24 protein-coding genes and 1 tRNA gene are annotated in these 25,411 nt (G+C 58.6%); 9 read left to right on the top strand and 16 right to left on the bottom strand.

Annotation, left to right across the window (positions count from 1 at the left end; translation table 11 throughout):
• Positions 1-10: 10 nt before the first annotated feature.
• Positions 11-1,294: a cytochrome-c peroxidase gene (locus tag ACR0LX_RS12260; protein WP_480783956.1), complete on the bottom strand. Its 1,284-nt coding sequence runs from the start codon at positions 1,292-1,294 to the stop codon at positions 11-13.
• A 3-nt stretch (positions 1,295-1,297) separates the two neighbouring features.
• Between ACR0LX_RS12260 and ACR0LX_RS12255 the strand changes: the two genes are divergently transcribed.
• Positions 1,298-1,768 (top strand): tetratricopeptide repeat protein, encoded by a 471-nt coding sequence (locus ACR0LX_RS12255; protein WP_480783955.1) that lies wholly within the window; start codon positions 1,298-1,300, stop codon positions 1,766-1,768.
• 3 nt (positions 1,769-1,771) lie between these two features.
• On the opposite strand, the gene ACR0LX_RS12250 is transcribed toward ACR0LX_RS12255, so the two are convergent.
• The 7 genes from ACR0LX_RS12250 to ACR0LX_RS12220 all read right to left on the bottom strand — a co-directional run bounded on the left by ACR0LX_RS12250 (position 1,772) and on the right by ACR0LX_RS12220 (position 8,146).
• Positions 1,772-2,476 (bottom strand): phytanoyl-CoA dioxygenase family protein, encoded by a 705-nt coding sequence (locus tag ACR0LX_RS12250; protein ID WP_480783954.1) that lies wholly within the window; start codon positions 2,474-2,476, stop codon positions 1,772-1,774.
• Between the two features lie 85 nt (positions 2,477-2,561).
• Entirely contained in the window at positions 2,562-3,629 is a 1,068-nt protein-coding gene (gene dctP, locus ACR0LX_RS12245) for a TRAP transporter substrate-binding protein DctP (protein ID WP_480783953.1), read from the bottom strand.
• A gap of 25 nt (positions 3,630-3,654) precedes the next feature.
• Positions 3,655-4,944 (bottom strand): TRAP transporter large permease, encoded by a 1,290-nt coding sequence (locus ACR0LX_RS12240; protein ID WP_480572468.1) that lies wholly within the window; start codon positions 4,942-4,944, stop codon positions 3,655-3,657.
• Positions 4,945-5,532 carry a TRAP transporter small permease gene (locus tag ACR0LX_RS12235; RefSeq protein ID WP_480572471.1) on the bottom strand — a complete coding sequence of 196 codons (588 nt, stop codon included), beginning with the start codon at positions 5,530-5,532 and terminating at the stop codon, positions 4,945-4,947.
• A gap of 54 nt (positions 5,533-5,586) precedes the next feature.
• A complete protein-coding gene (locus ACR0LX_RS12230) occupies positions 5,587-6,102 on the bottom strand; it encodes a flavin reductase family protein (RefSeq protein ID WP_480783952.1) in 516 nt (171 codons plus the stop codon).
• Positions 6,102-6,992 carry an aldo/keto reductase gene (locus ACR0LX_RS12225; protein WP_480783951.1) on the bottom strand — a complete coding sequence of 297 codons (891 nt, stop codon included), beginning with the start codon at positions 6,990-6,992 and terminating at the stop codon, positions 6,102-6,104. Before ACR0LX_RS12225 ends, ACR0LX_RS12230 begins: the two co-directional genes overlap by 1 nt.
• Positions 6,992-8,146 carry an LLM class flavin-dependent oxidoreductase gene (locus tag ACR0LX_RS12220; RefSeq protein ID WP_480783950.1) on the bottom strand — a complete coding sequence of 385 codons (1,155 nt, stop codon included), beginning with the start codon at positions 8,144-8,146 and terminating at the stop codon, positions 6,992-6,994. Before ACR0LX_RS12220 ends, ACR0LX_RS12225 begins: the two co-directional genes overlap by 1 nt.
• 106 nt (positions 8,147-8,252) lie before the next feature.
• Between ACR0LX_RS12220 and ACR0LX_RS12215 the strand changes: the two genes are divergently transcribed.
• The gene (locus ACR0LX_RS12215) at positions 8,253-8,963 is read left to right on the top strand and encodes a GntR family transcriptional regulator (RefSeq protein WP_480572483.1); all 711 of its coding nucleotides are present in this window, start codon (positions 8,253-8,255) and stop codon (positions 8,961-8,963) included.
• 12 nt (positions 8,964-8,975) lie between these two features.
• Positions 8,976-10,073, top strand: coding sequence for a Gfo/Idh/MocA family protein (locus ACR0LX_RS12210; RefSeq protein WP_480783949.1), 1,098 nt, complete (start codon positions 8,976-8,978; stop codon positions 10,071-10,073).
• A gap of 78 nt (positions 10,074-10,151) precedes the next feature.
• On the opposite strand, the gene ACR0LX_RS12205 is transcribed toward ACR0LX_RS12210, so the two are convergent.
• The 5 genes from ACR0LX_RS12205 to ACR0LX_RS12185 form a co-directional block, all read right to left on the bottom strand.
• Complete coding sequence (locus ACR0LX_RS12205; protein ID WP_480783948.1) at positions 10,152-10,622, bottom strand: putative molybdenum carrier protein; 471 nt, start codon at positions 10,620-10,622, stop codon at positions 10,152-10,154.
• Positions 10,623-10,765: 143 nt separating this feature from the next.
• A complete protein-coding gene (locus ACR0LX_RS12200) occupies positions 10,766-12,943 on the bottom strand; it encodes a xanthine dehydrogenase family protein molybdopterin-binding subunit (protein ID WP_480783947.1) in 2,178 nt (725 codons plus the stop codon).
• Positions 12,944-12,948: 5 nt separating this feature from the next.
• Positions 12,949-13,413: a (2Fe-2S)-binding protein gene (locus ACR0LX_RS12195; RefSeq protein ID WP_480783946.1), complete on the bottom strand. Its 465-nt coding sequence runs from the start codon at positions 13,411-13,413 to the stop codon at positions 12,949-12,951.
• 28 nt (positions 13,414-13,441) lie between these two features.
• Positions 13,442-14,284 (bottom strand): SDR family NAD(P)-dependent oxidoreductase, encoded by an 843-nt coding sequence (locus ACR0LX_RS12190; RefSeq protein WP_480783945.1) that lies wholly within the window; start codon positions 14,282-14,284, stop codon positions 13,442-13,444.
• A gap of 23 nt (positions 14,285-14,307) precedes the next feature.
• Positions 14,308-15,120 carry an SDR family oxidoreductase gene (locus ACR0LX_RS12185; RefSeq protein ID WP_480783944.1) on the bottom strand — a complete coding sequence of 271 codons (813 nt, stop codon included), beginning with the start codon at positions 15,118-15,120 and terminating at the stop codon, positions 14,308-14,310.
• A 160-nt stretch (positions 15,121-15,280) separates the two neighbouring features.
• Between ACR0LX_RS12185 and ACR0LX_RS12180 the strand changes: the two genes are divergently transcribed.
• From ACR0LX_RS12180 to ACR0LX_RS12170, 3 genes are all read left to right on the top strand, one after another.
• Entirely contained in the window at positions 15,281-16,174 is an 894-nt protein-coding gene (locus ACR0LX_RS12180) for an AraC family transcriptional regulator (protein WP_480783943.1), read from the top strand.
• A gap of 150 nt (positions 16,175-16,324) precedes the next feature.
• Positions 16,325-17,713 carry a bifunctional enoyl-CoA hydratase/phosphate acetyltransferase gene (locus tag ACR0LX_RS12175; protein ID WP_480783942.1) on the top strand — a complete coding sequence of 463 codons (1,389 nt, stop codon included), beginning with the start codon at positions 16,325-16,327 and terminating at the stop codon, positions 17,711-17,713.
• Positions 17,710-18,915, top strand: a complete 1,206-nt coding sequence (locus ACR0LX_RS12170; protein ID WP_480783941.1) for an acetate/propionate family kinase — start codon at positions 17,710-17,712, stop codon at positions 18,913-18,915. Before ACR0LX_RS12175 ends, ACR0LX_RS12170 begins: the two co-directional genes overlap by 4 nt.
• 17 nt (positions 18,916-18,932) lie before the next feature.
• Here ACR0LX_RS12170 and ACR0LX_RS12165 read toward each other — a convergent pair.
• A tRNA-Arg gene (locus tag ACR0LX_RS12165) sits at positions 18,933-19,009 on the bottom strand.
• An 831-nt stretch (positions 19,010-19,840) separates the two neighbouring features.
• The gene (locus ACR0LX_RS12160; protein ID WP_480783940.1) at positions 19,841-21,526 is read right to left on the bottom strand and encodes a tryptophan halogenase family protein; all 1,686 of its coding nucleotides are present in this window, start codon (positions 21,524-21,526) and stop codon (positions 19,841-19,843) included.
• A 407-nt stretch (positions 21,527-21,933) separates the two neighbouring features.
• Here ACR0LX_RS12160 and ACR0LX_RS12155 point away from each other — a divergent pair, with 407 nt between their 5' ends.
• Both ACR0LX_RS12155 and rpsD read left to right on the top strand, forming a co-directional pair.
• A complete protein-coding gene (locus ACR0LX_RS12155; RefSeq protein WP_480783939.1) occupies positions 21,934-22,437 on the top strand; it encodes a hypothetical protein in 504 nt (167 codons plus the stop codon).
• 206 nt (positions 22,438-22,643) lie between these two features.
• Positions 22,644-23,264 (top strand): 30S ribosomal protein S4, encoded by a 621-nt coding sequence (gene rpsD, locus ACR0LX_RS12150; RefSeq protein WP_058275494.1) that lies wholly within the window; start codon positions 22,644-22,646, stop codon positions 23,262-23,264.
• A gap of 132 nt (positions 23,265-23,396) precedes the next feature.
• On the opposite strand, the gene ACR0LX_RS12145 is transcribed toward rpsD, so the two are convergent.
• Complete coding sequence (locus ACR0LX_RS12145; RefSeq protein ID WP_480572530.1) at positions 23,397-23,858, bottom strand: Lrp/AsnC family transcriptional regulator; 462 nt, start codon at positions 23,856-23,858, stop codon at positions 23,397-23,399.
• A 102-nt stretch (positions 23,859-23,960) separates the two neighbouring features.
• On the opposite strand from ACR0LX_RS12145, the gene ACR0LX_RS12140 reads away from it, so the two are divergent.
• Entirely contained in the window at positions 23,961-25,376 is a 1,416-nt protein-coding gene (locus tag ACR0LX_RS12140; RefSeq protein ID WP_480783938.1) for an aminotransferase class V-fold PLP-dependent enzyme, read from the top strand.
• Positions 25,377-25,411 lie beyond the last annotated feature (35 nt).

Genomic DNA, 25,411 nt, shown 5'->3' with positions numbered 1-25,411 from the left:
CAGCCCACCACTAAGGAACGAAACCTTCAGGAACACCAAAAGGCGGCGTGTCGACGCTTGCGCCGGTCAGCGCATGTAGAAACGCAACCAGGTTCTGGATTTCGCGTTCCTTCAATTCGACCGGCTGAATATCGATCTTGTTGCGCTGGCGCTCCATTTCGATCCGGTCGTCCCAGACCACGAAGTCGGCGGCCTGCAACCAGGGCACGTCGGGTAACGCGGCCAGTTCGGGGGTCCAGTTGATCAGACTGGCCTGCGGGTCCAGGTGATGGCGGATCATGCTTTCCAGATCGGGGAATGCGCCGTTGTGGCCATATGGCGGCGTCAGCGCGACGTTTCGCAGCATCGGTGTGCGGAACCTGTAGGCGTCCTCAAGCCGGTCGCTCTCGCCCATGCGGCCGACATCCCGGGCATACGGATCCCATTGCCGTGTCCGGCCGGGCCCGAAGGGCGGCAGAGCCAGCGCATGAAATTTCTGATCCGACAACAGCGGCCCGGAATGGCAGCTTGAACACTGCGCTTTGCCATAAAATAGGTCCATTCCGTCTTTCTGTGCAGCCGTCAGCGCGTTCCCGTCCCCCGCGAGATAGCGGTCAAACGGGCTGTCGGTGCTACGCCACTCAATCGCCATGAAGGCAGCCAGTGCGTTGGCGATCTGGGTGATCGTTATGTCTTGGGCCGTCTCGACCTCGTCAAAGGCGGCAACCATTGCGGGACCGTATCGCGGATCTGTGCGCACGCGTTTGGCGAGGATCGGCCAGCCCTTGTCGATCCGATCATGCACCGCTCCGGTCACCTGGTTTTCCGCGACATTGCCAGCCATCTCGAATTGCGAGGTCAGCGGGAAAAGTGCTTGCGCGGCCAGCAGCGAATTGAGCCCATCGGGCAGCCATTCCTGCGCAGGTGAGTTGAAGCCGTTACCGTAGACGTCCGAGATGCTGAGGCGGCCATCATGAAAGACCGTATGAACTTCCTTGGCTCCAAGGTTCCACAGCCCCGGTGAGTTGCGGGGGATGCGTTTGCGAATTCTGTCGGCTCCAGCGCCTGGTGTGCGATCCGGGCCTAGTCCTTGCCCGCCCTCGCCGATACCTAAGGACAGCCCGTCAGAGGTGCCGAAATCCGGGTGATGGCAATGGGCACAGGCGATGTTCTGATTGCCCGACAGGATAGGATCGTAAAACAGTTGATGACCAATGGCGGCCTGATCCATATCAAAGGGGATGAAGTCGTCACCGGTCAGCGGCTGCGGCAGGTCTTGCGCCGCCGCAGCCCCGGCCCAGAGGAGAACAGCCACCCCATGCGCCAGATTGTATTTGCCCTTTGTTTTCTCGCCGCCCCGGCGCTGGCCGAACTGGAACAGGCGCGTGATCTGATGGAAGCCGGAGACTTCGAGGCCGCGCGAGAAGAGCTTCTTCCCGCTGCCCGGTCCGGCAACGCCGAGGCCGAAGAGCTGATCGGCGTCATGTACGGGCTGGGCCTTGGGGTCGAACAGGATTACGAGCGGGCGTTCGAATGGTATCTGCGCGCCTCGATGAAAGGTCATCCCGGCGCGCAGTCGGGCGTTGGCTGGTATTACGAGCTGGGTCTGGGCATGCCTGTGCCCGATCTGGTACGGGCGTATATGTGGTACACGCTCAGCGCCATTGGTGGCGATCCCGATGCGGCGATCAGCCTTGAGGAAGTGGTCAAGAAAATGTCGCCGGAGCAAATCGAAAGGGCGCATGTTCTGGTCGATGATTACAAAGGGTGGATGTACCCTTTCAGATGACAGTCAAACCCTTAGCGGCTTCGCGAACCGTTTCGGGGCATCGGTTTCCGGATCGATAATCGGACCCGAGGAATATTGGCAGACAAACGCGCGTCGCGGATTATTGGTCGTATTCGCACCCGAACTGTGAAGCGTCAGGCTGGAAAAGGCCACGATGGTGCCCGCCTTACAGGTCATCGGGACTCCTGTTTCAGCGCCGAAATACCCGTTGAGCTCGTTGCTTTCGTCCTGCCACTCATGAGGGTCCAGACCCGGTTCCGCGTCCAGGTCACGCGGCAGGATATAGACGCAGCCATTTTCTTCGGTTGCATCATCCACAGCGATCCAGACGGTCAGGTAAGGTGTGTGATCAAAGCCGACATAAGCCCCATCCTGATGCCAGGCAAAGCTGGCGCCCTTGCCTGCGCCTTTGACGACAAACTGCTCATTGAACAGCATCGGGTCTGCAATATCGCAGGCGTTGGTAATCTCGGCGATTTTTTCACCCAGCAGAAAACCCTCGAGCGAGGGAAACTCGGCGTGGCGGTGGCGCAGAAAGCGCCGCGCGTCGCCCAGACCGATTTTGTGGACGTTGCCGCCGCCATCATGGGCGGGCTCTTCCAACAGCGTGTCGCAGGTATTGCGCAGCATCTGCAGGTCTTCCGCACTCAGCGCGTTCTCGAAGATGAGGTAACCTTGGCGGCGAAATGCATCGGTTTGATCGAGCATGGGAGCGTCTCCGGCAAGAAGGGCAGCTGGGGTTGTTGGCCTGCGCGCGACGGGGTCGCGCGCAGGGTTTTCTTGCTTTGGCGCGTTATTGCGTTTCAGCTTCGCGCGTTGCTGCAATTTCGGCTTCGGCTTCGGCAACTGCCGCAACCAATGCGTCAAAGGCAGTTTCGCCGCCGTCGACATTGGCCTTGAACCAATCGTAGACAGGTGCGGCGGCCTCTTTGAACGCAGCCTTTTCTTCCGGGGTCGGTACGTAGAGATCACCACCCTCGGCTACGAAGTCCTCGTACGCCTGGATCGATTTGCGCTTGGGCGAAGCAAATGTCGCCTGCTGCAACTGATAGAACCCGTCGACGATGACATTGCGCAGTTCAGGCGGCATCGACATGAACTTTTCGTTGTTCATGAACCACAATGCGCCCATGTAGGCGTGCCCATCCAGCGTGATATATTTCAGGCCGGCATCGGGGAACTTCATGCTCATGATGTCGGTGATACCGTTTTTCGAACCCTCAACAACGCCGGTCTGGAAGCTGGTGAACAGTTCCGGCCACGGGATCGGCGTCGGAGCCGCACCCAGTGCCTTGACCAGTTCCTGAGGCAGGTCCGCCACAACCGTACGGATTTTCAGACCATCCATATCACCGGGGTTCTGGACGCGGCGCTGGGTGTTGGCAAAGTTGCGCCACCCGCCGGTATTGCCGATGGTCATCAACCGCAGGGCGCCACCCGAATTTTCTGCAACCATCTCCTGCATTTTCGTCACAAAAGAAGAACCGTTGGCCAGCGCCGCTTCCGCAACGCGGTCATCGGACATCAAATAGGGCAAGTCGAGGACCTGCACGAATGGGAAAATGCCCGACGTTCCGCTCGACGTCTGGATCACGATATCGATCTGACCTTCGGCCACGCCCTGCAGACATTCTGCGCCGTTCGAACACAGCTGTGTGCCAATGAACAGTTCGACTTCGATCGCGCCGTTTGATGCGGCCTCGACGTAATTCTTGAAGACGATCAAACCGTCATAGTCTTCGTCATTCTCGTTCGAGTTTGCGGTTGCGCGCAGCGTGTAGTCGGCCGCGGTCGCCGCGATGGCGGATGCGGCCACCAGCGATGTGGCCACCGCTGCGGTTTTGATGAAGTTTCTGAGCATGCGTTTCCTCCCTGTGATACTCAGTTCAGTTTGCAAATCCCGTTATCCTCGGGATCGTCATGGATAGTGCGGGGACGTATGTGATCAGGAAGATCACCAGAATCTCAACGGCCAGGAATGGCAGGATTGCCTTGGCTATGGTTTCCACCTTCTCGCGTGACACGGCGGCGGCCACGAACAGCACCAGCCCCATGGGCGGCGTGGCCAGACCGACGGTCAGGTTGACGCTCATGATGATGGCAAAGTGGATCGGGTCCACGCCCAGGCTGGTGAAGATCGGCGCCAGAATGGGACCCAGGATAATGATCGCGGGGCCTGCATCCAGAAACATGCCGACGATGAACAGCAGAAGGTTGATCAGGAACAGCAGGATCAGCGGGTTTTCCGACAGGCTGAGGATCAACGAGGCCAATTGCTCAGGCGCATGGCTCAGGCTGACCACGGTCTTGAACGCCATCGCCGCGCCAACAAGCAGCAGAACGACCGCCGAAGTCAGGCCCGCGTTGCTGAGTATCTCGGGCACTTCCTTCAGTGTCAGTGTACGCAACACGAAGAACCCGATAAGAAAGGCATAGCCTACAGCGACAGCGGCTGCTTCGGTTGGTGTAAAGACACCCCCCAGAATACCGCCCAGAATGATGACCGGTGTCAGCAGCGGGAAAAACGCTTTGAGGCTGGCCTGACGGCGCTCTGGCCACGTGTATTTGCGACTAGCGACGGGGAAATCGTATTTGTCGGCCATAAACTTGATCATCAGCATCAGGCCGACGCCCACCATGACGCCCGGCACGATCCCGGCAAGGAACAAGGCAGCGACACTTTCGCCCATCACATAGGCATAGATGATCATGATGCCCGACGGTGGAATGATCGGCCCAATAACCGAACTGGCCGCCGTGATCGCAGCGGCGAATTTGCGGGTATAGCCCTGCTTTTCCATTGCCGGGATCAGCATCGACCCAAGCGCCGAGGTGTCAGCCACCGCAGACCCGGACAGACCCGCAAACAGGATCGAGCTTAGCACGTTGACATGCGCCAGACCGCCCCGGAAATGGCCCATCAGGGCCTGGCTGAATTCAACCAGACGGATCGTGATGCCGCCCCGGTTCATCAACTCTCCGGCCAGCATGAAGAACGGGATGGCCATCAGCGGGAAGCTGTCCATGCCGTTATAGACATTGCGATAGAGCAGCGTGATATCGTTGGTCTGACCGTTCAGCCAGAGCAGGATACCGGGCGCGGCCAGAAGCGCGAAAAAGACTGGCAGGCCTACGATCAGGAAGACAAGGAATGTGGGCAGGAACCAGATCAGCATCTATTCAGCCCCCACAGGTGCATCGGCGATTTCGGGCAGAAGGTCCTCGCCTCCTAACAAGGTAATCACTGCGCGCAGGATCAGCTCGATATTGACGGCGATCAGCAGCACCACCCCGACCAGCAGCGACGCCATCATCCAGCTGCGCGGGATGCGATACCATTCGTCAAAGCCCAGCGATGTGGGAAGGTACAATGCAGCGGTGGCGAATTTGCCGCCGAACCCTGTGACCTCGGACCAGCCAATGTTAACGGCGACCAGCAGCACGGCCAGCGAAACAACCAGCAGAAAGAGGGTCAGGACCTGCCCCAAAACGCGCGGCAGCATCAGCGGTACCATGTCGATCGCCACGAACCCGCCGCGCCGGAACGCAGTGGGCGCCATCAGCCCGGTCATCCAAAGCATACAGAACCGGGCGGCCTCGTCCGGCCAGGGCAGGGCATTGCCCAAAACATATCTGAAGAACACCTGGATCAGAATTGCGATCACCATCAAGGCGATGGCAACAATACCAACCGCGCGGCCCAGACGCAGCGCGGTTTCATTCACGAACGCAATCGGCGCCAGCACCGATGTCAATCCGCCCATGCGGATCCTCCCTTTTTCAGCTGCGGGTTTGGTCCCGCAGTCGTCATAGCGCGCTTAGTGCTGCGCGAATTGGCCGAGTTTTCCGGCGTAATAGGTCAGCGCGTCTCCCTCTGCCATGCTGACCTTCAGGACTTTGCCTACGACGATGACGTGATCCCCGGCATCGTGATAGGCATGCTGCTCGCATTCAAACCGCGCCAGACAATCCGGCAGCAGTGGGGTGCCGTTCATACAGCGCTCATGCTGGATACCGCGCAGGGCATGAGCGTCTTTGGAGCAGCCAAAGCACAGCTCGGCCTGTTCCGACGACAGCACGTGAACGCTGAAATGGCGTGCCTTGTGAAAATAGGGGAACCGGCGCGAGTTGCGGTCTCCGGCCCACATGATCAGCGGGGGGTCCAGCGACAGCGACGAAAAGCTGTTGGCAGTGATGCAGATCGGCCCGTCCACGCTGTCGCATGTGACGATCGTGACGCCGGTGGCAAACCGCCCAAAAGCATCGCGCAATGTGCGGGTGTCATCTTTGTGCGGCACGAATGTGCGTGTTATGTCCTTTGAAATGGCGTTCATCATGGCACCTCATGTCCCAGTGCCGCCTCGTAAAGACGGTACCAGCTTTCACGATCCAGGTTGACCTTCAACGCGTCCGAAATGCGTTTGATCCGGTCCAGATTGTTGGTGCCCAACACTGGAAGAATGCCCGCCGGATGCGCCAACAGGAAAGCCACCGCGACGGCGGCGCGGTCGACGCCGAACTCGGCCGCGATCTCATCGGCGACGACGCCAACCGGCGGATTTCCGGCCATCAGAAGACCTCCACCCAAGGGAGACCAGGCCATGATCGGTTGTCCATGCTGCTGATGGAACGCCAGATCGCCATTGGTAAAGGGGCTGATCTCGCCCAGAGAAACCTCGATCTGGTTGGTGACCAACTGTGTCTTCATTGCCGATTGCAACAAGGACCAGTCCCATGGGCGGAAGTTCGACACGCCAACTGCGCCGACCTTGCCGCTGGCAACGACCTCATCCAGCGCGGCACCGGTTTCGTGGTGGTCCATAAGCGGGTCGGGACGGTGGATCAGCAGCAGGTCGATATGGTCAATGGCCATTTCTGACAGCGATGTTTCGACCGACTTCAGGATATGCACGCGCGAGGTGTCGTAGAATTTGCACTTGGCATCCGCATAGCGCCCCATCGGCGCGATGATGTCACATTTGGTGACGATCTCCATCTTCTGGCGCAGGCTGGGATTGGCGCGCAGGGCGGTGCCCAGAATGGCCTCGGCCCCGTATTCGCCATAGATATCGGCCTGATCGAAGGTGGTGATGCCCTGATCCAGACAGGCCTGTATCTTGGCCTCGACATGCGCGGCCGAGGTATCGTCGTCATCGCCCAGACGCCACATGCCATAGACAAGGCGACTTAGTTCCAGCGTGTCGGATAGTTTCACACGTTGCATCAGCGACGAACTCCGTTACCCAGCGGGGTGGCCGGGGTGTTTGCGGGCACGCGACCGTATTCTTGCGGCAGCGAGCAGGTTTTGAGGTTGGGCATGACGCGGGCACCGAAATGCTTGGCTTCGTCCATGTGCGGGTAGCCCGAGAAGATGAAGGCGCGGATGCCCATCTTCTGGTACTCTTCGATCTTGGTCATCACCTGATCGGTCGACCCGACCAGGGCAGCCCCACAGCCCGACCGTGCGCGTCCGACACCAGTCCAGAGGCCGGGTTCGACATAGCCATATTCATCCGCCAGATCGCGGTTCTTGGCCTGATGCGCGACGCCTAACGAGGTTGAATCCAGCGCCCGTTCCCGAATGGCCCGGCCATAGTCGTCATCCAGTTTCGAGACGATGTAGTCGGCATATTCCTGTGCTTCAGCCTCGGTGTCGCGAACAATCATGTGGACGCGCAGGCCGTAATCCAAGGTGCGGTTGTAGTTCTCGGCCACAGCATGAACCGCTTTCATTCGCCCGGCCAGTTGATCCTTGGTTTCGGGCCACATCAGATAGACGTCGCAATGCTCGCCGCACAGGTCCAAAGCCGAAGGAGAATAGCCACCGAAGTACAGCAGCGGCCCCCCGGTCTGATAAGGGCGTGCCGGGTCGGTCGTCAGGCCCGAGAAGTTATAAACCTCGCCCGCGTGATTGATCTCATCCTGCGTCCACGCCTGCTTCAGTATCTCGACCACTTCGCGCGAGCGCTGATAGCGATAGGCGCTGTCGGCCTTTTCGCCAGGGAAGTCAGACGAGATGATGTTGACCGTCAACCGACCCTTCAGCATGTGGTCCAATGTGGCGATGGTACGGGCCAGCATGATTGGCTGCATCTCGCCGCAACGCACGGCGGCAAGCAGGTTGATCTTGTCGGTGATCGGCGCGCATCCGGCGACAAAGCTCAGGGTGTCCTGGCCGACCTGATAGGAGGAGGGGCACAGGATGTTGCGAAACCCTTGCGCCTCGGCCTCTTTCACGATGCCGGAACAATGGTCCCAGCTGGATCGCAGGTCGCCTTCGGGCACGCCCAGAAACTGGTAGTCGTCCGAACACAGTGCCGCAAACCATGACACCTCGGCCGCATCCAGATCAGGGGATGTGATGGGGACGATGGTCATCTGTGTCGATCTCCGCAGAAGTTTCGCATTTCCTCTTGCGTAGCAATCGCTTTGATGTAGATCAATAGTGTATCAATTTTTTCTGCGACCAAGTGAAGCGACGTCCGTGACCACTGCCAATCGAAACCCAAACGCACTGCCTGTCTACATTCAGATCGCAGAGCTTCTGATCCGTGACATCGCAGCGGGCCGCCTGATCGACGGCGAACGCCTGCCGCCTGAACGCGAAATGGCGTCAGAGTTGAAGGTTTCTGTCGGGACGCTGCGAAAATCGCTCGCTGAGCTTGAGAAAAAGGGGATGCTTGAGCGTATTCAGGGCTCGGGCAACTATATCCGCGAGACTGGCACGCAGAACAGCGTCTATGCGATGTTCCGTCTGGAACTGCCACAGGGTGGTGGCCTGCCACGCGCGGATATTCTGTCGGTGGATCATTTGAAGAAGCCGCTGGATTTGCCGGAATTTGGCGCCTCGGCTTTCGGATCGCGTGTACGTCGAATGCGCTATCTGAATGACACAATCATCGCGGTCGAGGAGATCTGGTTGGACGAATCAGCCGGATTGATCGACCGGGGCCTGCTGTCAGACTCGCTTTATCGATATTATCAGCGCCAATTGGGGTTCTGGATCACGCGGGCCGAAGACAGGGTCTCGGTGCAGGCGTTGCCGGACTGGACCCCTGACAGCTTCACCAAACCCGCAGGTGAGATTGCGGGTTATATCGAACGTTTCAGCTGGTCCGAGAAATCCGAACCGGTTGAGTTCTCAAAAACATGGTTCGATCCGGATCGGGCCACCTATGTCCAACGTCTAAAGTAAAAGGAAGCGTGCATGACCCGGACCATCAATTACGGGCTGATTGGATGCGGCATGATGGGGCAGGAACACCTGCATAATATCGCCCTGCTGGAAGGCGCACGTGTGTCGGCGATCCATGACCCCGATCCCGGCATGGCGAAGGCAGCCAAGACGATTGCACCCGATGCCTATTTGGCGACTTCCGAGCAGGATCTTTTGGCCGTCGAGGATCTGGACTGCATCGTTATCGCCAGCCCGAACCATCTGCATGTGGATCAGCTTTGCGAAATAGCAGAGACGCGACCACTACCGTTATTGGTTGAAAAGCCATTGTTCACGGACCCGCAGGATGTTGCGCGGCTGGAGCAGGTACAGCGCAGCTACCCCTGTCCGATCTGGGTCGCCATGGAGTACCGGTACATGCCGCCCATCGCTGTGCTGATCGACAAGGCCGTCGTCACTGGCGGCATAAAGATGCTGTCGATCCGCGAACATCGTTTTCCGTTTCTGGAAAAGGTCGGCAACTGGAACCGCTTCAACCGCAACACTGGTGGCACCTTTGTCGAGAAATGCTGCCATTTCTTCGATCTGATGCGTCTGATTTTGCAATCAGACCCGGTGCGTGTCTCGGCAAGCGGTGGGCAGGCGGTCAACCACCTGGACGAAACCTATGCGGGCGAGACCCCCGATATTCTGGACCACGGCTATGTCATCGTCGATTTTGCCTCGGGCGCGCGGGCGATGCTGGAACTTTGCATGTTTGCCGAAGGGTCACGCTATCAGGAAGAGATTCTGGCCGTCGGACCCGAGGCCAGGATCGAGGCGCTGGTTCCCGGTCCCGGACGTTTTTGGCCGGACCATCTGGGCGAACCACCGGTTCCGCAGGTCATCGTCTGCCCGCGTAACCCCAAGGGCCCTGTTGCGGTCGATGTCCCCGTCGACCCCAGTTTGCTGGCCGCTGGAGATCACAATGGCTCGACCTATTACCAGCACGAAGGGTTTCTGGCTGTCGTACGCGGAGACAGGGCGCACCCAGAGGTGAGCTTGAACGATGGTCTTTGGGCCGTCAGGATGGGCCAAGCGGCGCAGCAGGCGATTATAACCGGCGAAACGGTGCATCTGACCGGCTGACTGAGCCAGGACGGTTCGAACAAACGGGGCAATTGCCCGGTGGGTCGGCCACCCGAATATGGAAGTTGCCTCAGTCTGTCACGGCCGCAGGCCAATCGGGCTGTTCTCGAGGATAGTGGTCACTATAGCCCCGATGTGAGGTGCCTCAGATTGTCGTGGGCCTGCAATGTTCAGGATCGAGATTTTGGTCTCGGACAACCATGCGGCGATCTGGTGGGTGCAGGCCGCAACTCCGGACGTGACATCGGCAACGAAATAGGGTTTGCCCAGTTCCTTCGCAAAAACAATAGTTTGGTCGGTGCCGGGGCTGGTTGAGCCATCGACGAATACAAGCGTCGCATCGCTGGAAGCGACATTCAGCCGGGTTCTTTCGGCCACGTTTGTCGACTGTGTTTCCTTCAGGCCGGTATAGCGGTCAGGAATTTTTCCATCTTCGTTGGTGCGACCCTTGGGAACCCAGCCGCCATAGGGCACACCGGTCTTGTAGGCGTATTCAAGCGCAGCCATGTCGACGCCCGTTTGACCGCCTGTCACAATTTTTGACACCATATGAACGGTTCCCACCCGCTAACGCAGTTTTCATCAGGATGTTAGCTGGTCAAGCGCGCTGATCCAATTGGGTGGGCACCCGTTCGTTCCCCGACGCGCGCAAATCCCCACCCCAATGCACAAAGCTTGGGGTGGGGGAGAGGTCAGGCGAAGGACACGCCGTTCTCGCTCATCGGAAGTTCCGACACCCGAAGATCCAACTGTGCAATCGCGTTGGCCAACGCGGGTGCGGATGGTGGCGTTCCCGGTTCACCGATCCCGGTTGGCGCTTCGGGTGAGGGCACGATATGCGTCTCGATCGCCTTGATGTCCGAGATGCGCAAGGGTTCGTAGTCCGGGAAGTTGGACTGTTCCACCGTACCGCCGTCCAGAGTGATCTGATCGCGCATGGCGTGACCGATCCCATAGCCGATGCCGCCTTCGATCTGGGCCTTGATCACGTCCGGGTTCACCGCAATCCCGCAATCAACAGCGGCGGTGACCTTTTCGATCTGAATGCCGCCTTCCGGATCGCCGGAAATCTCGACCACCTCTGCAACGTAAGAGTTGAAGGACTTATGCACGGCGATGCCCTGCACATTGCCCGCAGACGGGTTGCCCCAGTTGCCCTTTTCGGCGGCAAGTTTCAGAACGGCAGCCTTGCGCTGCTGTTCCTTTTCGTCGCCAAGATAAGACAGACGGAAGTCGACCGGATCGATGCCTGCGGCCTTGGCGGCCATATCCATCATGACCTCCATGACATAGGCGGTGTGCGTGTGCCCAACCGAACGCCACCACAGGACAGAGGTGGCCTTCGCCGTGTCCGTCAGCCCAACAGACATGCCGGGGATGGCATAGGGGTTTTCGGTGACACCTTCGACCGTGGTATGATCGATGCCATCCTTGACAACCATTGACTCGAACGCGGTGCCCTTCATGATCGACTGTCCGGCAACCTGGTGTTCCCAACCAACGATGGCGCCATCGCTGTTCAACCCCACGCGGACTTTGTGACCCGCTGCCGGGCGATAATACCCGCCACGAATGTCATCCTCGCGGTCCCAGACCAGTTTCACCGGACGAGAGCGGTCGGTCATGACAAAGGCCAGCGCAGCCTCGACCTGATAGTCCGCGTCGGGGGTTGCACGGCGCCCGAATGAGCCCCCGGCCAGCAGGGTCTTGATGTGGATCTTCTCGGGCGGAAGCTCGAAAATCTGCTGATAGGCCATATGAGGGCCGGTCGGCATTTGTGCGCCATCGTGAAGGACGATATCGCCGTCTGCGGTTTGCTCGATGGTACAGTTCAACGGTTCCATCGGGGCGTGGGCCAGTAGCGGGAAGTAGAAGGTCTTTTCAATGATCGTATCGGCACCATCCACTGCCGCGGTCACCGCGGCCTGGTCAGCCTTGTTTACATTGTAGACCGGATCGGCCGCGAGCGCCGCCATGATCTCGTCTCGGATTTCCTGAGACGAACGGGTTTCGGCGGCAGAAAGATCCCACTCGACCTCCAGCGCCTCGCGGGCCTGCATCGCCGCCCAGGTGTTTTCGGCATAGACCGCCACCCCGTGTTTGGTCGGTAGTGTCTGGGCCATGATAAAGCCCTTAACTTCTTTTGCGGCACTATCGTCAAAACCTGCGACCGTACCACCGCGTTGCGGTGTGCGCCGGACCATCACCACCATCTGATTGTCCAGATGCACATCCATGGCGAACTTTGCAGTGCCGTTCACCTTGACCGGGCTGTCCTTGCGGCGTGTGGCGGGGTTGCCGATGATCTTCCACTCGGACGGATCACGCAGGCGCGGCGTTTCGCTTGGGGCGATTTCTGCGGCTGCGGCAACGAACTCACCCAGCGGCGCGGACTGGCCGGACCCGGTGATCATCCCCTCCTGAATGTCCAGTGTTGCGGCATCGACACCCCATGCATCCGCAGCGGCTTTGATCAACATCTCGCGCGCTGTCGCTCCGGCAGAACGGTACTGAAGCCACGAGTTCGCAATAGCGGTCGAACCCCCGGTCCCCTGGAAGGGTCCCAGGAACAGATTGTTATAGACGCTCGGGTCAGACGGGGCGAATTCATAGCCGATCTGGTCCATCGTGACGCCCAGTTCTTCGGCAATCAGCGAGGTCAGGCCGGTTGCGGGCCCTTGACCCTTTTCAAAGTGCTTCACGATGGCGATGACGTTGCCATTGCTGTCGATCTTGACGAACGGGTTCAGCATTGCGTCGGCCTTGTCGGCCGCCGCCATAGCACCGCGCGCATTGGCACCAACATACAGGACCGCGCTGGCTGCGGCTGCGGTTTTCAGGAAACCGCGACGGGAAAGAGTGGTTGTCATGGGTCTCAGGCCTCCAATATCTCGGCTGCGCGCAGAACACCGGCGCGGATACGCTGGTAGGTGGCGCAGCGGCAGGCGTTGCCATACATGTATTCGTCGACGTCGTCGGCGGTCGGATTGGCGTTCTCGCGCAGCAAACCGACGGCATTCATGATCTGACCGGACTGGCAATAGCCGCACTGGACCACGTCCAGCTCAAGCCAGGCCTGCTGAACGGCTGCGCCGATCTTGTCCTGGTCCATAACCTCGATGGTTGTCACCTCGGCGTCTTCGACATCTTCGATATAGGTCTGGCATGACCGGACCGGTTCTCCGTTCACATGCACGGTGCAGGCCCCGCACGAAGCGACACCGCAGCCGAATTTCGTACCGGTCAACTTCAGTTCATCCCGGATCACCCACAGCAGGGGTGTGCCGGGTTCGGCCTCGACATTATGGGTCTGACCGTTCAGTTTGAGTGGAATTGCCATGGCGGTAGGGGCTCCCTTTGGCTAGTGGTTATCTGGATTTCTCGAATTCCGCGAAGGCGTCCACATAATCCGGATGCCAGCGCGATAGGGCAGGGCGGTTTTCCACGATGTCGCCCAACGCCCATGCGACGCGACGCTTGTCTCGTTCAGGTGTCACGTCGTTGTCCGGGCAGAGGATGTAGAAATCACCCTGCGACATATGGGTAATCAGGTGATCGACCGTCTGTTCCGAGGTCCAGGCCGCAGCCGGCTTTTCGGCAATGTGGCGCGCGATCATGCCGGTATAGGTAAAGCCCGGCACGAACAGGTGGGCCGAGATCGGCACGTCGGCCTGACGCAGATCATGGGCCAGTGCTTCGGTCAGCACTTTGATCCCGGCTTTGGACACGTTGTAGGCGGGGTTGCCGGGTGGCGTTGTGATACCCTGCTTTGAGCCGGTGTTGATCACTACGGCAGGGCGTGCGGCTTCGACCATCCGGGGCAGAAACGCCTGCACGCCGTTCAGCACGCCAAACAGATTCACCTCTATGATCTGGCGCCAGGCTTCGGGGCTCGCCCAACTGCTGCTGGGTTTGCCAATACCGGCGTTGTTCATAAGAACCGCTACGTCACCCGCTGCAAAGGCAGCGTCGGCCAAAGCTTCAACTGCGGCCGCGTCACTGACATCGGTTGGCTTAGTGAAAACCTCTGCGCCGTTCCGCGCAAGCGTCTGAACGCGGCTTTGAGCATTGTCCAAATCATCGCCCGGAAGGTCGGCAATCAGGACGCTGAGACCAGCTTGCGCGAACCGCTCAGCCGCGGCAAGACCGACGCCGCTGGCACCGCCTGTCACAACGGCAAGACCACCAGTTTCAATCGCTTGATCGTACATGTCATTACCTCCCTCCTAGGAAACTAGAGCCCCAGATTTTGCTTCAAGGCCCCGATGAAGGTTGCATCGTCTTGTGCTTTGCGGGCATCGAGCAGGGCATCGGCATCTGCCCCGGCCCGGTACCGAAGCCTGGGTGTGCCATCGGTCACGGCCTGCCAGATCACCTCGGCAACGACGGAGGGCTCGGAAGCGTCCTGCGCTTGTGACCACGCGCCAAAGAGGGCCTGCACGACGGGCTGGTACTCGGTCATGCTTTCGTCGTTGACCATGTCGAAGGACCGGCCACCGAAATCGGTTCGGATCATGCCCGGCTCGACAATCTTAACTTTGATACCCGCCGCTTCGAGTTCGAAATGCAGGGCCTCGGAAATACCTTCTACGGCGAATTTGATGCCGTGGTACAAGGTGCCCAGGGGAAATGTCATCTGGCCGCCGATCGAAGAAATGTTGACGATCGTACCGCTGCCCCGACGCCGCATATGGGGCAAAACGGCCTTGGTCGTTTCCAGTAGGCCGATGACATTGGTGTCAAACTGGCGGCGAATGCGGTCCATCGGGAACGCCTCGAGCGGGCCATAGGCCCCATATCCCGCGTTGTTCAACAGAGCGTCGATGGCCCCAAATGCTTCGATCCCCGCAGATACGGCCGACTGGATCGAGTCTGGGTCTGTGACATCCAGACGGGTGACCAGTATGTTGTCTGTACCGATCAGATCCTGTTCTTTGTCGGGGCTGCGCATCGTTGCGACAACATTCCAGCCCCTTGCAGCGAACAGTTTCGCCGTTTCTTTGCCAATGCCCGACCATGCGCCGGTGATCAGAATTGTCTGTGCCATGGGTAAGCCTTTTGCTGCCGTTGCACTAAAGGTAGCGCCTTGGACCGCAAACGCGCTGCCTTATCCTCCGAATGATCTGCCTATTCCTCCGGCGGGCCGGTGTCGGGACTTCACCCGGCACGCAATGCGGCTATATTTCCATGGAGGAGGAGCGCGCACGATGGTGTCAAAAAATCTGGTTGAGGATGTCTTTGATCTTGTGAAAACCAAGAATGCGCTGGGCGTCGGGTGCGAAACCGGTGTCGATGGGCTCTATGCGTTTGGAACGTTTGAGACCACGGAATGCGCCGCCGGTTTTTACGAACCGATCATGTGTCTGGTGCTGCAAGGCGCGAAAGAGGCGTATATCGGCGGTCGGGTTGTTCGATACAGCGGTGGCGATACATTGATCGTCAGCCACGCGGTCCCCGCCGAGGCGGCGATCAAGCAAGCAAGTCCCGAAGAACCCTATGTCGCACTGGCGCTGAAGCTGGATCTGGCATTGGCCCGCAGCCTTTATGATGAAATCGGCGATGTCGGCGAACCTGACACCAATACGCATACCTTGGCTTCCGCCGCGTCCGAGGAGGCGCTGATTGACGCCGTAACACGGCTGTTTCGACTGTCGCAGGACCCGGTTGAGGTGCGGGCCTTGGCCCCGCTGGTTCTGAAAGAGATTCACTTTCGTCTGCTACGGGCCCGCCACGGCGGCATGTTGCGCCAGTTGCTGAGGCATGAAAGCCCGGCAAGCCGGATATCCAAAACGATCGCTTTCATTCGCGACAACTACCGAGCGAGCATTCCCGTGACCGATCTTGCGGCAGAATCCGGGATGAGCCTGTCTGCCTTTCACGAACATTTCAAATCGGTGACGTCGACATCGCCGCTTCAGTACCAGAAAGAGCTGCGACTGCTCGAGGCGCGCCGCCTTTTGGTGTCCGGGAATGTCTCGGTCGCGTCGGTTGCTTATGATGTGGGCTATGAAAGCCCGACGCAGTTCAGCCGTGAATATTCGCGCAAATTCGGTTTGTCCCCAAGCGATCAGAAATCCAGCACAACCCTGTTGGCTGGATAGGACGGTCGCCACAGGTGGCCGCGGGGTTGCCAAAGATCGCGCTCGCGGAGCGCCGTTCATTCAGTTCGCGGGTTGAAACCTGTGGCAGAGGATGGTCTTCAGGGTCCATCGATCTCAGAAGAACCATCCACAGCGGCCGAGTGAATTGAGATGAAATACCACAACAAACCCTATGACCGGCTGAAGGTCGGTGACACCGCCGAATTGACCCGGATTTGCACTGAAGATGATTTTTATGTCTTCGCCAACAACTCGGGCAATCATAATCCTCTGCATCTGGCGACCGAGGACGGGGATGGGGACGGTATCGTCGAAGCCGTCGCACCCGCTTTGTTTATCGGCGCGCTTGTCTCGGCGGTGTTGGGCAATATCCTTCCAGGCGCAGGCACGCTGTACAAATCCCAGAACTTCGAGTTCGGCGAGCGTGCCCATGCCGGTGACGAACTGGTTTCCAAGGTCACGGTGACCGAGAAACGACCCAAGCGCGAGGTCGCCTTTGATACGATTGTGACCCGCAAATCGGACGGGGCCGTGATCGTCCAGGGTGAGGCCGTCGTGATCGCGCCGGAAAAAGAGATGGCCTTTGACGAGATCGACCTTCCGGGTCTGGTGGTTCAGCGTCATCGACATTTCGACGCTTTGCTGGAAAAATCGCGCCCCTTGGCTGCGATGCCAACAGCCGTTGTCGCACCCGAGGAGCCCAACTCACTGGGCGGCGCCCTCTTGGCGGCGCGTGAGACAATCATCGATCCTGTTCTGGTCGGCGACCCTGACAAGATCAAAGCCGCAGCGAACGGCATCGGAGCTTCGTTGCAGGGGGTCGAGATCATTCCGGCCAGAACGCATTTCGCAGCAGCGAGCATAGCGGTTGATCTCGTGGCTGACGGGCGCGTGAATGCCCTGATGAAAGGGCACTTGCATACGGATGAGCTGCTTCGCGCAGCTCTGCGACGCGACCGGGGGTTGCGGGCGGGTCGGCGCTTTACCCATGTATTTGTGATGGATATCCCAGGGCAGCCCTCTCCGCTGTTGGTAACCGACGCAGCGATCAATATCGAACCGGATCTGGCGACCAAAATCGATATCACTCAAAACGCGATCGACCTGGCCTTGTCGATCGGGCTGGACCAACCCAAAGCTGGGATATTGTCGGCGGTCGAAACCGTAAATCCTGCGATCAAGTCTTCGGTCGATGCCGCGCTTCTGTCAAAAATGGCCGAACGTGGGCAGATCAAGGGTGGTCTGGTCGATGGGCCGCTGGCGATGGACAACGCGGTCAGTCTGGCTGCCGCGCGCACCAAAGGCATCGTGTCCGAGGTCGCCGGGCAGGCCAACATACTGGTGGTGCCAAATCTGGATGCGGGCAACATGGTGGCCAAGCAATTGACGTTCATCGCCCACGCCGAAGCCGCCGGTGTCGTTCTTGGGGCAAAAGTGCCTATCATCCTGACCAGCCGTGCCGACGACGACAAAGCGCGGCTGGCCTCTTGCGCCGTGGCTGCGTTGCATCAGGCGCGCAGGGCCGGAGGTTCGGCATGAGCCATGTCATCACGTTGAATGCGGGCTCGTCGTCGCTGAAATTCGGGTTGTTTCAACTCGGCCCGGGCGATCCGGTTTCGCTTTGCTCGGGTCTTGTGGATCGGATTGGCACGCCGACCGCGCAAATCAAGGCCCAGGCCGCCGACGGCAGGCAGGTTGTCGATGGTGCATCAGAGCCAATTGGCGACCAGTCCGAGGCGCTTGAACGGGTGCTGAACATGCTCGTGGCGAAGTTCCCCGGCATGCATGTTTCGGCCGTCGGGCATCGCATCGTGCATGGCGGGCCTGATATTGATGGGCCGCTGCCTCTGACGGAAGACACTCTTGCCGCGCTGGAAAAGCTCTCTCCTTTTGCGCCTTTGCATCAACCGCACAACATTTCCGGCGTACGCGCGGCGATGGCACGTTTCCCCGACGCCGCTCAAATTGCTTGTTTTGATACCGCCTTTCACCGTCGCCACCCTTGGGTAAACGACGTGTTTGCGCTGCCGCGCGGCTTTTACGACAAGGGCGTGCGCCGCTATGGCTTTCACGGGGTCAGCTATGACTACATCTCGGGTCATCTGGCCGAGACCGCCCCTTTGATTCATGCAGGTCGCGTGGTTGTCGCCCATCTGGGTAATGGTGCGTCCATGTGCGCCATGGTGGATGGGCGGTCGGTTGGTTCGACCATGGGTTTCTCGGCCCTGGATGGCCTGCCGATGGGCACGCGCTGCGGCCAGCTGGACCCGGGCGTTCTGCTCTACCTGATGGATCAGGAAGGCATGAGCGCCGATGAAATCGCCGACCTGCTTTACAACAAATCGGGATTGCTGGGCCTTTCGGGCATGACCAACGACATGCGTATGTTGGAACAGGCAGACACAAGCGAATCTCGTCAGGCGATCAGCTACTACACCTTCCGGATACGACGCGAGCTTGGGGCCCTGACCGCAGTTCTGGGAGGGTTGGATGCCGTCGTCTTTACCGGTGGGATTGGCGAAAACTCGCGGCTGATCCGCGACCGGGTGTGTGGGGATATGGGGTGGTTCGGGATCGAACTGGACCCCGACGCCAATGCCGACAACAACCGTATCATCTCAACCAACCTGTCCCGCGTGTCTGTCATGGTCATCCCCACCAACGAAGAGCTGGTCATCGCACGGGCCGCCGCAGACCATCTATCGGCGCAAACGTGTCAGCAATCTGCAAAGGCCGATTGATCAATGAGCGCGGGTGGTGGCGGTCCCTGAAGGATTCGAACCCTCGACCGATCGCTTAGAAGGCGATTGCTCTATCCAGCTGAGCTAAGGGACCGTTCACCAACCCATACCTGCCGATTCCCAAGAAATAAACCCTTTACATTAAATTAGGTTCTTACTTCGAAAGACGCACCCCGCCTAACGTATGTTTTAATTTAATATCAATATTTTACGGGGCAAAAGCTGCCTGACAGCTGCTTTTGTGGCTTCAACGAATTCTTGAGAGAACTGGACCAAGTTTCCAAAGAACATGGCTTGAACAAATCCGAGCTTATTCGTGAGGCAGTAAGCCAATATCGTAGAGGAAATTTACTGATGGCTGATCAATCCAACATCGACAAAGCGCAGCCCATCGTCGCCAAGTTCAGCGAAGGCGTTGCAGAGGCCAACGACCATCAGTGGATGGCCTTCAAGAAATTGGCCGGGTAAATGCTTGCGAAGTACGCGTTGATCAAGTGGCGCAAATCGGCGAACCCGGAGCCCTTTGAATTCGCCAAGGCTATGGCCTCTTTGGCTTCCAGCCACGACGTCACGGGGAAGGCCTTCTATGACGTCTGCAATCTGGGGTCACCGTAGGCATTTGCCACGTATCGGCACAGCCTGATGGGAGGTATAGTTTGCCGACCTGCTGCTCTGGGATCGCGGCTTTGATGCTGATTGATTCAGCAAAGCCTAGGTATAGGCCCTTGTATTCCGGGCCCGAAACAACCGAAGACGACCGTCCGATACGTCAAACGGCGTAAAAACGGCGCAAACGGATCGAGATCGTGTTCGGCAGGCACAGGGATTGGCTGCGAGTGGCCAACCCGATACGACAGATGCCCAAAGGCCTTCCAATCTGCAGCCGCTCGCAGCACTCGCCCTATACTGGCTATGAGGACAGTGCTTAGAACAATTGCAAATCCTTTGCGCCGCTTTGGATTTCGGCAAGGTTCGGCATGTTCTGAACGATAACCGGTGCTGGTTTGACGCCAGGCATTGCCACTGTCGGTTTTGCCGAAACCGCTTTGCCAAAGGCTGGTCGCTCCAGTTCGCCCCTGATATCGCGCAGCAGTGTTTTATGATCGGGCATCGTCTTGAGTATCTGCGCAAGGTCCACCTTTGCGCCCTTCCACCACTGGAACCAGATCGGTTTCTTTAGCGGTCGAATGCGATCGCGAATGCCGGTGCCATAGCCGGTGTCATAGACCTGCTTGCCCAATAGAACCGTTTGATAAACACGGAAGTTGAACAGGGTCGCGAACTCGATATCGTGCTCCATTGGCAGGCGGTGCTGCCACAGTTCAAGGTTTTCGGCGAGCCGATCCGGTATCTTCATTTCGGTGCGCGCGTCGATCCAGTATTGATCATCCGTGCGGTTGCCCAGCCGATAGTGCAGACAGATGAAATCCAGAACCTCATCATAAAGCTTGTTCATCTGCCGATTGTATCTGTCGCGCAGCGCGGGCTCGATGTCCCGCGTGGGCAGATGTTCGGCGAACCAACGGATCGCATGGTCGATCATATGGATTGCGGTACTTTCAAGCGGTTCGATAAATCCGCCGGACAGGCCGATCGCCACGCAGTTCTTGACCCAGGCGTTGCGCACGCGCCCGATGCGCATCGGGATCACGCGCGGGGTCATTCCCTTACCGCTATCGCCCAGCCATTCAAGGTATTCGTCTGCCGCCTGATCATCCGTACGATGCGCGGACGAGTACACATAGCCAGTGCCCACACGGTTGTAGAGCGGCACCCGCCATGTCCAACCGGCGCCAAGCGCGGTCGAGCGTGTGACGCTTTCGATTTTCTCAGGGTCGGGATGCTCGATCTGCAATGCCATTGCGCGGTCGTTGGGCAGGTAGTCCGAGTAATCCATAAACGGCTCGCCAAGCGCCTTGTTGATGATCAACCCGCGGAAACCGGTGCAGTCTATGACCATCTCAATGTCGTGACGGCCTTTCCCCTCCAGCATCAGATGGCTGACATTGCCCTGTTCGTCCAGTTCGACCGATTGCACTTCGTCTTGAATATGCTCGACGCCGCGTTTGGTGCAGACCTTGGTCAGCATGCCCGCGAATTTCACGGCATCCAGATGATAGGCGTAGCCAAATCGTTGCTCGAACTCGGGCTGGCCGAGCTGCCGCGCGCCCTTGCACAGACGGGCCAGATCGTCATGCGGCGCGATGGATTGCGTAAAATCCCGGTCTCCGTTGCCGAAACGCAAGAAGTATTCTGCGGCCTCCAACCCTTCGAGCAGCTGACCATGCGCAAAGGGGTTCACGTAATCGATACGGTTGCCTTTGGCGTCCTTGTTCCAGTTGCAGAATTTCACCCCAAGTTTGAACGACGCGTTTGTTTCGCGGAAAAAATCGCGCTCTGAAATGCCAGCCTGTCTCAGCGTGACGGGCATACGCGGTACGGTGGCCTCTCCCACACCCACAGTCGAGATATTGGGGCTTTCGATCAGGCAGATGCGCGGGCGATCCTTGGAGGCCGAAGTGCGGGAAAACACCATCTCGAGGATCAGCGCGGTCATCCAACCCGCCGTTCCGCCGCCTACGATGGTGATTTTGCGCAAGCGATTGTTCATATTTTTCTGTCCCTGTTTGCTTAAGGGAATGTGCAGCTGCTGTCCCATTTTTTGGTTATTGGGATCGATTGCAGCTTTCCCTTTTGGCTAGGGGGAAACTATAGCAGCTTTCCCGCACCTCGCTAGGGCCTACGGCGACTTGGGAGGTCGGCTGTGGATTGGCCGCGTCAGATTGGTCGGACACGGTATCCGCTGCAATGTCACGACCGGATGGGCCGTATCCGGTAAGGGAGTGCCGATCTTTCTGTGACACGCCGCTACCACTTCATCCGGATGGGATTGTGACATTCGTTAACCTTTCAGCAACATTTTTGTGAACGCTGCATTTCGGTCTCTTTTCTGCCCATTTTTTCGTTGATAAACAGGTCACGTTAAAGGTGGGATGTTTAACAGTGCGGGCGAAAGAGATGAGAACCGGTGAAAGCGGTCGTGTAGCAGTATACTGGACCCAAACCGAACTGGATGGGCTTGAATCGGCCCCGTTGGCCGATCTGTCTGTTGGTGCGTCTTGGTCCTGGCGGGGGCCGGTTTCGAACCTGGCCGCGGCAGGTCAAATGGGTCTGGCGCATCTGCCAACCGAGAGCACAGGCCTGACGGTTTCCGGCGGCGCTGCATTTCAGCCCATTGAGGGCGCTATGACCGTGTATGCAACAATTGAGTTGTCAAATGGCGCGCAAAGCTTTGTTGCCGATCTGGTGCGGATCAAGGGTGATGAACGCGCGGTGTTGATCTTCGAGCATGGATGCCCCGCGCGCGAGCAGGAATTCTGGGTCAACTCGGTGATATTGGCTGCGGTTTCGGCGGGCTATCCGCAAGCGGATGAAACCGTTGTTTCCTTTCCCGGTCGTGGACGCAAACCCGATGCCGTGGATGTCCAACAGGATCAGGTCGCGGGCATCGCGGCCGAGTAGGTCTGCTCCCGGACCAAATCCCAACCCACAAACATTCTATTTCCGGTCGATTGGCGTGTTGACTCCGGCGCGCACGCGGCTATAAGCGCGGCTTCATTGGTGTTGGTGGCCCCCGCAAGGGGATGCCTGTCATGGGGGAAACCTCAAGAGGACAACGCCCTTCATAGTGGCCAGATATGGCCTCGACCTAACGAAGGAGATCAGCCGTGACCAAACGCACGTCTGCCAAGTACAAAATCGACCGCCGGATGGGCGAAAACATCTGGGGTCGTCCGAAATCCCCGGTCAACCGTCGTGAATACGGCCCCGGCCAGCACGGCCAGCGCCGCAAGGGCAAGCTGTCGGACTTCGGTCTGCAGCTGCGCGCCAAGCAGAAGCTGAAAGGCTACTACGGCGACCTGACCGAGAAGCAGTTCCGCCGCATCTACGCAGAAGCCGTGCGTGTGAACGGCGATACCGGTGAAAACCTGATCGGTCTGCTGGAGCGCCGTCTGGACGCCGTCGTCTACCGCGCCAAGTTTGTTGCGACCGTCTTTGCCGCACGTCAATTCGTGAACCACGGCCACGTCAAAGTGAACGGCAAGCGGGTCAACATCCCGTCCTACCGTGTCAAAGAAGGCGATGTGATCGAAGTGCGTGACAAGTCCAAGCAACTGGCTGTTGTTCTGGAAGCTGCTGCGCTGGCCGAGCGTGATGTGCCTGACTACATCGATGCGGATCACTCGAAAATGACCGCGACCTTCGTGCGCGCACCGGGCCTGGGCGATGTGCCTTACCCGGTTGTCATGGAGCCGAACCTGGTCGTCGAATTCTACGCGAAGAACTGATCTTCGCAGACCATCGAATACAAAGGGCCGCGCGTTCTGCGCGGTCTTTTTTTGTTCGGATGGCGCGTACCACCCCCATCGCGGCAGGCCGCGCGCCCACCCCAGGATATTTCTTGGCCAGATGCTTAAAGATCAGAGGGGCAGTGGCCGACCTTCGGCAATAGCCTCCATCGCGAAGTACGAGGTGACCGAATCCAGTTCGACCTTTTCGATCAGGCGCTGATAGACCCTGTCGTATGAGGCCATATCCTGGGTCACCACCTTCAACTGATAATCATAGTCGCCGCCGATCCGATGGAAGTCCACCACCTCGGGGATGGTCAGCACATGGCTGCGAAACGCCTGTAGCCATTCGGCTGAATGGTGGCGGGTGCGCAGCATGACAAAGACCACAAGGCTGAGCCCCAATTTCTCCCGCGCGATCCGCGCCGTCGAGCCCAACAGAACGCCATTGTCGTTGAGCGCTTTCAAACGTCGCCAGCAGGCATTCTGGGAGAGCCCGACCCGATCCGCCAACTCGCGTTGGGACAGGGTGGCGTCTGTCTGAAGCTCCTTCAGGATGCGTGTGTCAATTTGATCTAATTTTTGGTCCATATCTGATCATATGACACAAAAAACGAAATTCACAGGCAAAGAATGGTGAAGTTTTTGGATTCAAGATCAATCACATTGGTTCTGTAAGAAGGAGCCCATGTTATGACCTTGTCCAGATTTCGCGCAGACCTGATGGCCGCCGCTCATGATAGTGAACTGCGTGATGGATTGATCGGTGAAAATGTCCTGATCCCTGGTCTGCATGGGGACGTGCCGCTGGTCTATGCGGATTACGTCGCTTCGGGCCGCGCTCTGCGGCAGGTTGAGGACTATGTGGCCCAGCATGTGCTGCCGTTCTATGCCAACAGCCACACCGAAGCTTCTTACTGTGGGTCGTACATGACACGTTTGCGCCGCGAAGCGCGCGCAGAAATAGCCCGTATTGTTGGTGCGAGGGGAGAAGACACGGTGATTTTCACCGGGTCCGGCGCCACTGCGGGGCTCAACCGGTTGGTCAGTCTGATGGGAGTGAACGAGGCTGACCAGCCGGTTGTATTGATCGGCCCGTATGAGCACCATTCCAATATTCTGCCCTGGCGTGAAAGCAAGGCGACGGTCATTGAAATCCCGGAAGGCAAAGAGGGTGGGCCGGATCTGGCCGCGCTTGAGGATGCTTTGATCGCCAACGCGGCAGCGGATCTGGTGATCGGTTCGTTTTCGGCCGCGTCAAACGTGACAGGGATTATTACCGATCCTGATCCGGTTACCAAATTGCTCAAGGCGCACGGGGCTTTGGCTGTTTGGGATTATGCCGGTGGCGGTCCATATCTGCCGATTGACATGGGCCCGGAAGATGCGCGCAAGGATGCGGTCGTCGTGTCTCCGCACAAGTTCCCCGGTGGTCCGGGCGCGTCGGGCGTTTTGATCGTCAATGGTGCCGTTGTGCAGCGTACCTGCCCCAGTTGGCCCGGTGGTGGCACCGTTAGTTTCGTGTCGCCCTGGCGTCACGACTACAGTGAAGATCTGGCAACGCGTGAAGAAGCCGGAACGCCGAACGTCATCGGCGACATCCGTGCGGCGCTGGCCTTCATCGTCAAGGATGTCGTGGGCACCGACGAAATCGCGCGCCGTGAGGTTAAGTACAACCAGATGGCGTTGGAGGGTTGGAAAGACAATCCGCATCTGACCTTGCTCGGCGTTGAGTCCGCGCATCGCTTGCCGATCTTTTCGTTCCTTGTTCGTGACAATGCGGGACACCCCGTTCATCAGCAACTGTTTACCCGGATGCTCAGTGATATCTACGGCATTCAGGCGCGGGGCGGGTGCGCCTGTGCCGGGCCTTACGCACATCGCCTGTTGGGAATTGACCGCGAAACCTCGGAAGGGCTGCATGCGGATCTTATGGCCGGGGAAGAGATGAAGAAACCGGGTTGGGTCCGGTTGAACTTTTCATACCTGATGAGTGAGCAGACAGTGCAATTCATCATCGACAGTTTGAATGACCTGTCCTGCAGAACCGAAGAGTTTGCACCCTTCTACAACGCGGATCCGGCAACGGCGCGTTTCAAGGCGGCCTGACGGAATTGCCGCTTTTCTCAAGACGCTGAGACAGA

It is taken from the genome of Ruegeria sp. CH11 (assembly GCF_056537105.1).
This window is presented reverse-complemented; position numbering and strand designations above follow the sequence as displayed.

Coding starts and splice junctions, on each gene's coding strand:
- ACR0LX_RS12255 (WP_480783955.1), top strand. CDS start 1,298: ATGCGCCAGATTGTATTTGCCCTTTGTTTTCTCGCCGCCCCGGCGCTG.
- ACR0LX_RS12250 (WP_480783954.1), bottom strand. CDS start 2,476: ATGCTCGATCAAACCGATGCATTTCGCCGCCAAGGTTACCTCATCTTC.
- dctP (WP_480783953.1), bottom strand. CDS start 3,629: ATGCTCAGAAACTTCATCAAAACCGCAGCGGTGGCCACATCGCTGGTG.
- ACR0LX_RS12240 (WP_480572468.1), bottom strand. CDS start 4,944: ATGCTGATCTGGTTCCTGCCCACATTCCTTGTCTTCCTGATCGTAGGC.
- ACR0LX_RS12235 (WP_480572471.1), bottom strand. CDS start 5,532: ATGGGCGGATTGACATCGGTGCTGGCGCCGATTGCGTTCGTGAATGAA.
- ACR0LX_RS12230 (WP_480783952.1), bottom strand. CDS start 6,102: ATGAACGCCATTTCAAAGGACATAACACGCACATTCGTGCCGCACAAA.
- ACR0LX_RS12225 (WP_480783951.1), bottom strand. CDS start 6,992: ATGCAACGTGTGAAACTATCCGACACGCTGGAACTAAGTCGCCTTGTC.
- ACR0LX_RS12220 (WP_480783950.1), bottom strand. CDS start 8,146: ATGACCATCGTCCCCATCACATCCCCTGATCTGGATGCGGCCGAGGTG.
- ACR0LX_RS12210 (WP_480783949.1), top strand. CDS start 8,976: ATGACCCGGACCATCAATTACGGGCTGATTGGATGCGGCATGATGGGG.
- ACR0LX_RS12205 (WP_480783948.1), bottom strand. CDS start 10,622: ATGGTGTCAAAAATTGTGACAGGCGGTCAAACGGGCGTCGACATGGCT.
- ACR0LX_RS12200 (WP_480783947.1), bottom strand. CDS start 12,943: ATGACAACCACTCTTTCCCGTCGCGGTTTCCTGAAAACCGCAGCCGCA.
- ACR0LX_RS12195 (WP_480783946.1), bottom strand. CDS start 13,413: ATGGCAATTCCACTCAAACTGAACGGTCAGACCCATAATGTCGAGGCC.
- ACR0LX_RS12190 (WP_480783945.1), bottom strand. CDS start 14,284: ATGTACGATCAAGCGATTGAAACTGGTGGTCTTGCCGTTGTGACAGGC.
- ACR0LX_RS12185 (WP_480783944.1), bottom strand. CDS start 15,120: ATGGCACAGACAATTCTGATCACCGGCGCATGGTCGGGCATTGGCAAA.
- ACR0LX_RS12180 (WP_480783943.1), top strand. CDS start 15,281: ATGGTGTCAAAAAATCTGGTTGAGGATGTCTTTGATCTTGTGAAAACC.
- ACR0LX_RS12175 (WP_480783942.1), top strand. CDS start 16,325: ATGAAATACCACAACAAACCCTATGACCGGCTGAAGGTCGGTGACACC.
- ACR0LX_RS12170 (WP_480783941.1), top strand. CDS start 17,710: ATGAGCCATGTCATCACGTTGAATGCGGGCTCGTCGTCGCTGAAATTC.
- ACR0LX_RS12160 (WP_480783940.1), bottom strand. CDS start 21,526: ATGAACAATCGCTTGCGCAAAATCACCATCGTAGGCGGCGGAACGGCG.
- ACR0LX_RS12155 (WP_480783939.1), top strand. CDS start 21,934: ATGAGAACCGGTGAAAGCGGTCGTGTAGCAGTATACTGGACCCAAACC.
- ACR0LX_RS12145 (WP_480572530.1), bottom strand. CDS start 23,858: ATGGACCAAAAATTAGATCAAATTGACACACGCATCCTGAAGGAGCTT.
- ACR0LX_RS12140 (WP_480783938.1), top strand. CDS start 23,961: ATGACCTTGTCCAGATTTCGCGCAGACCTGATGGCCGCCGCTCATGAT.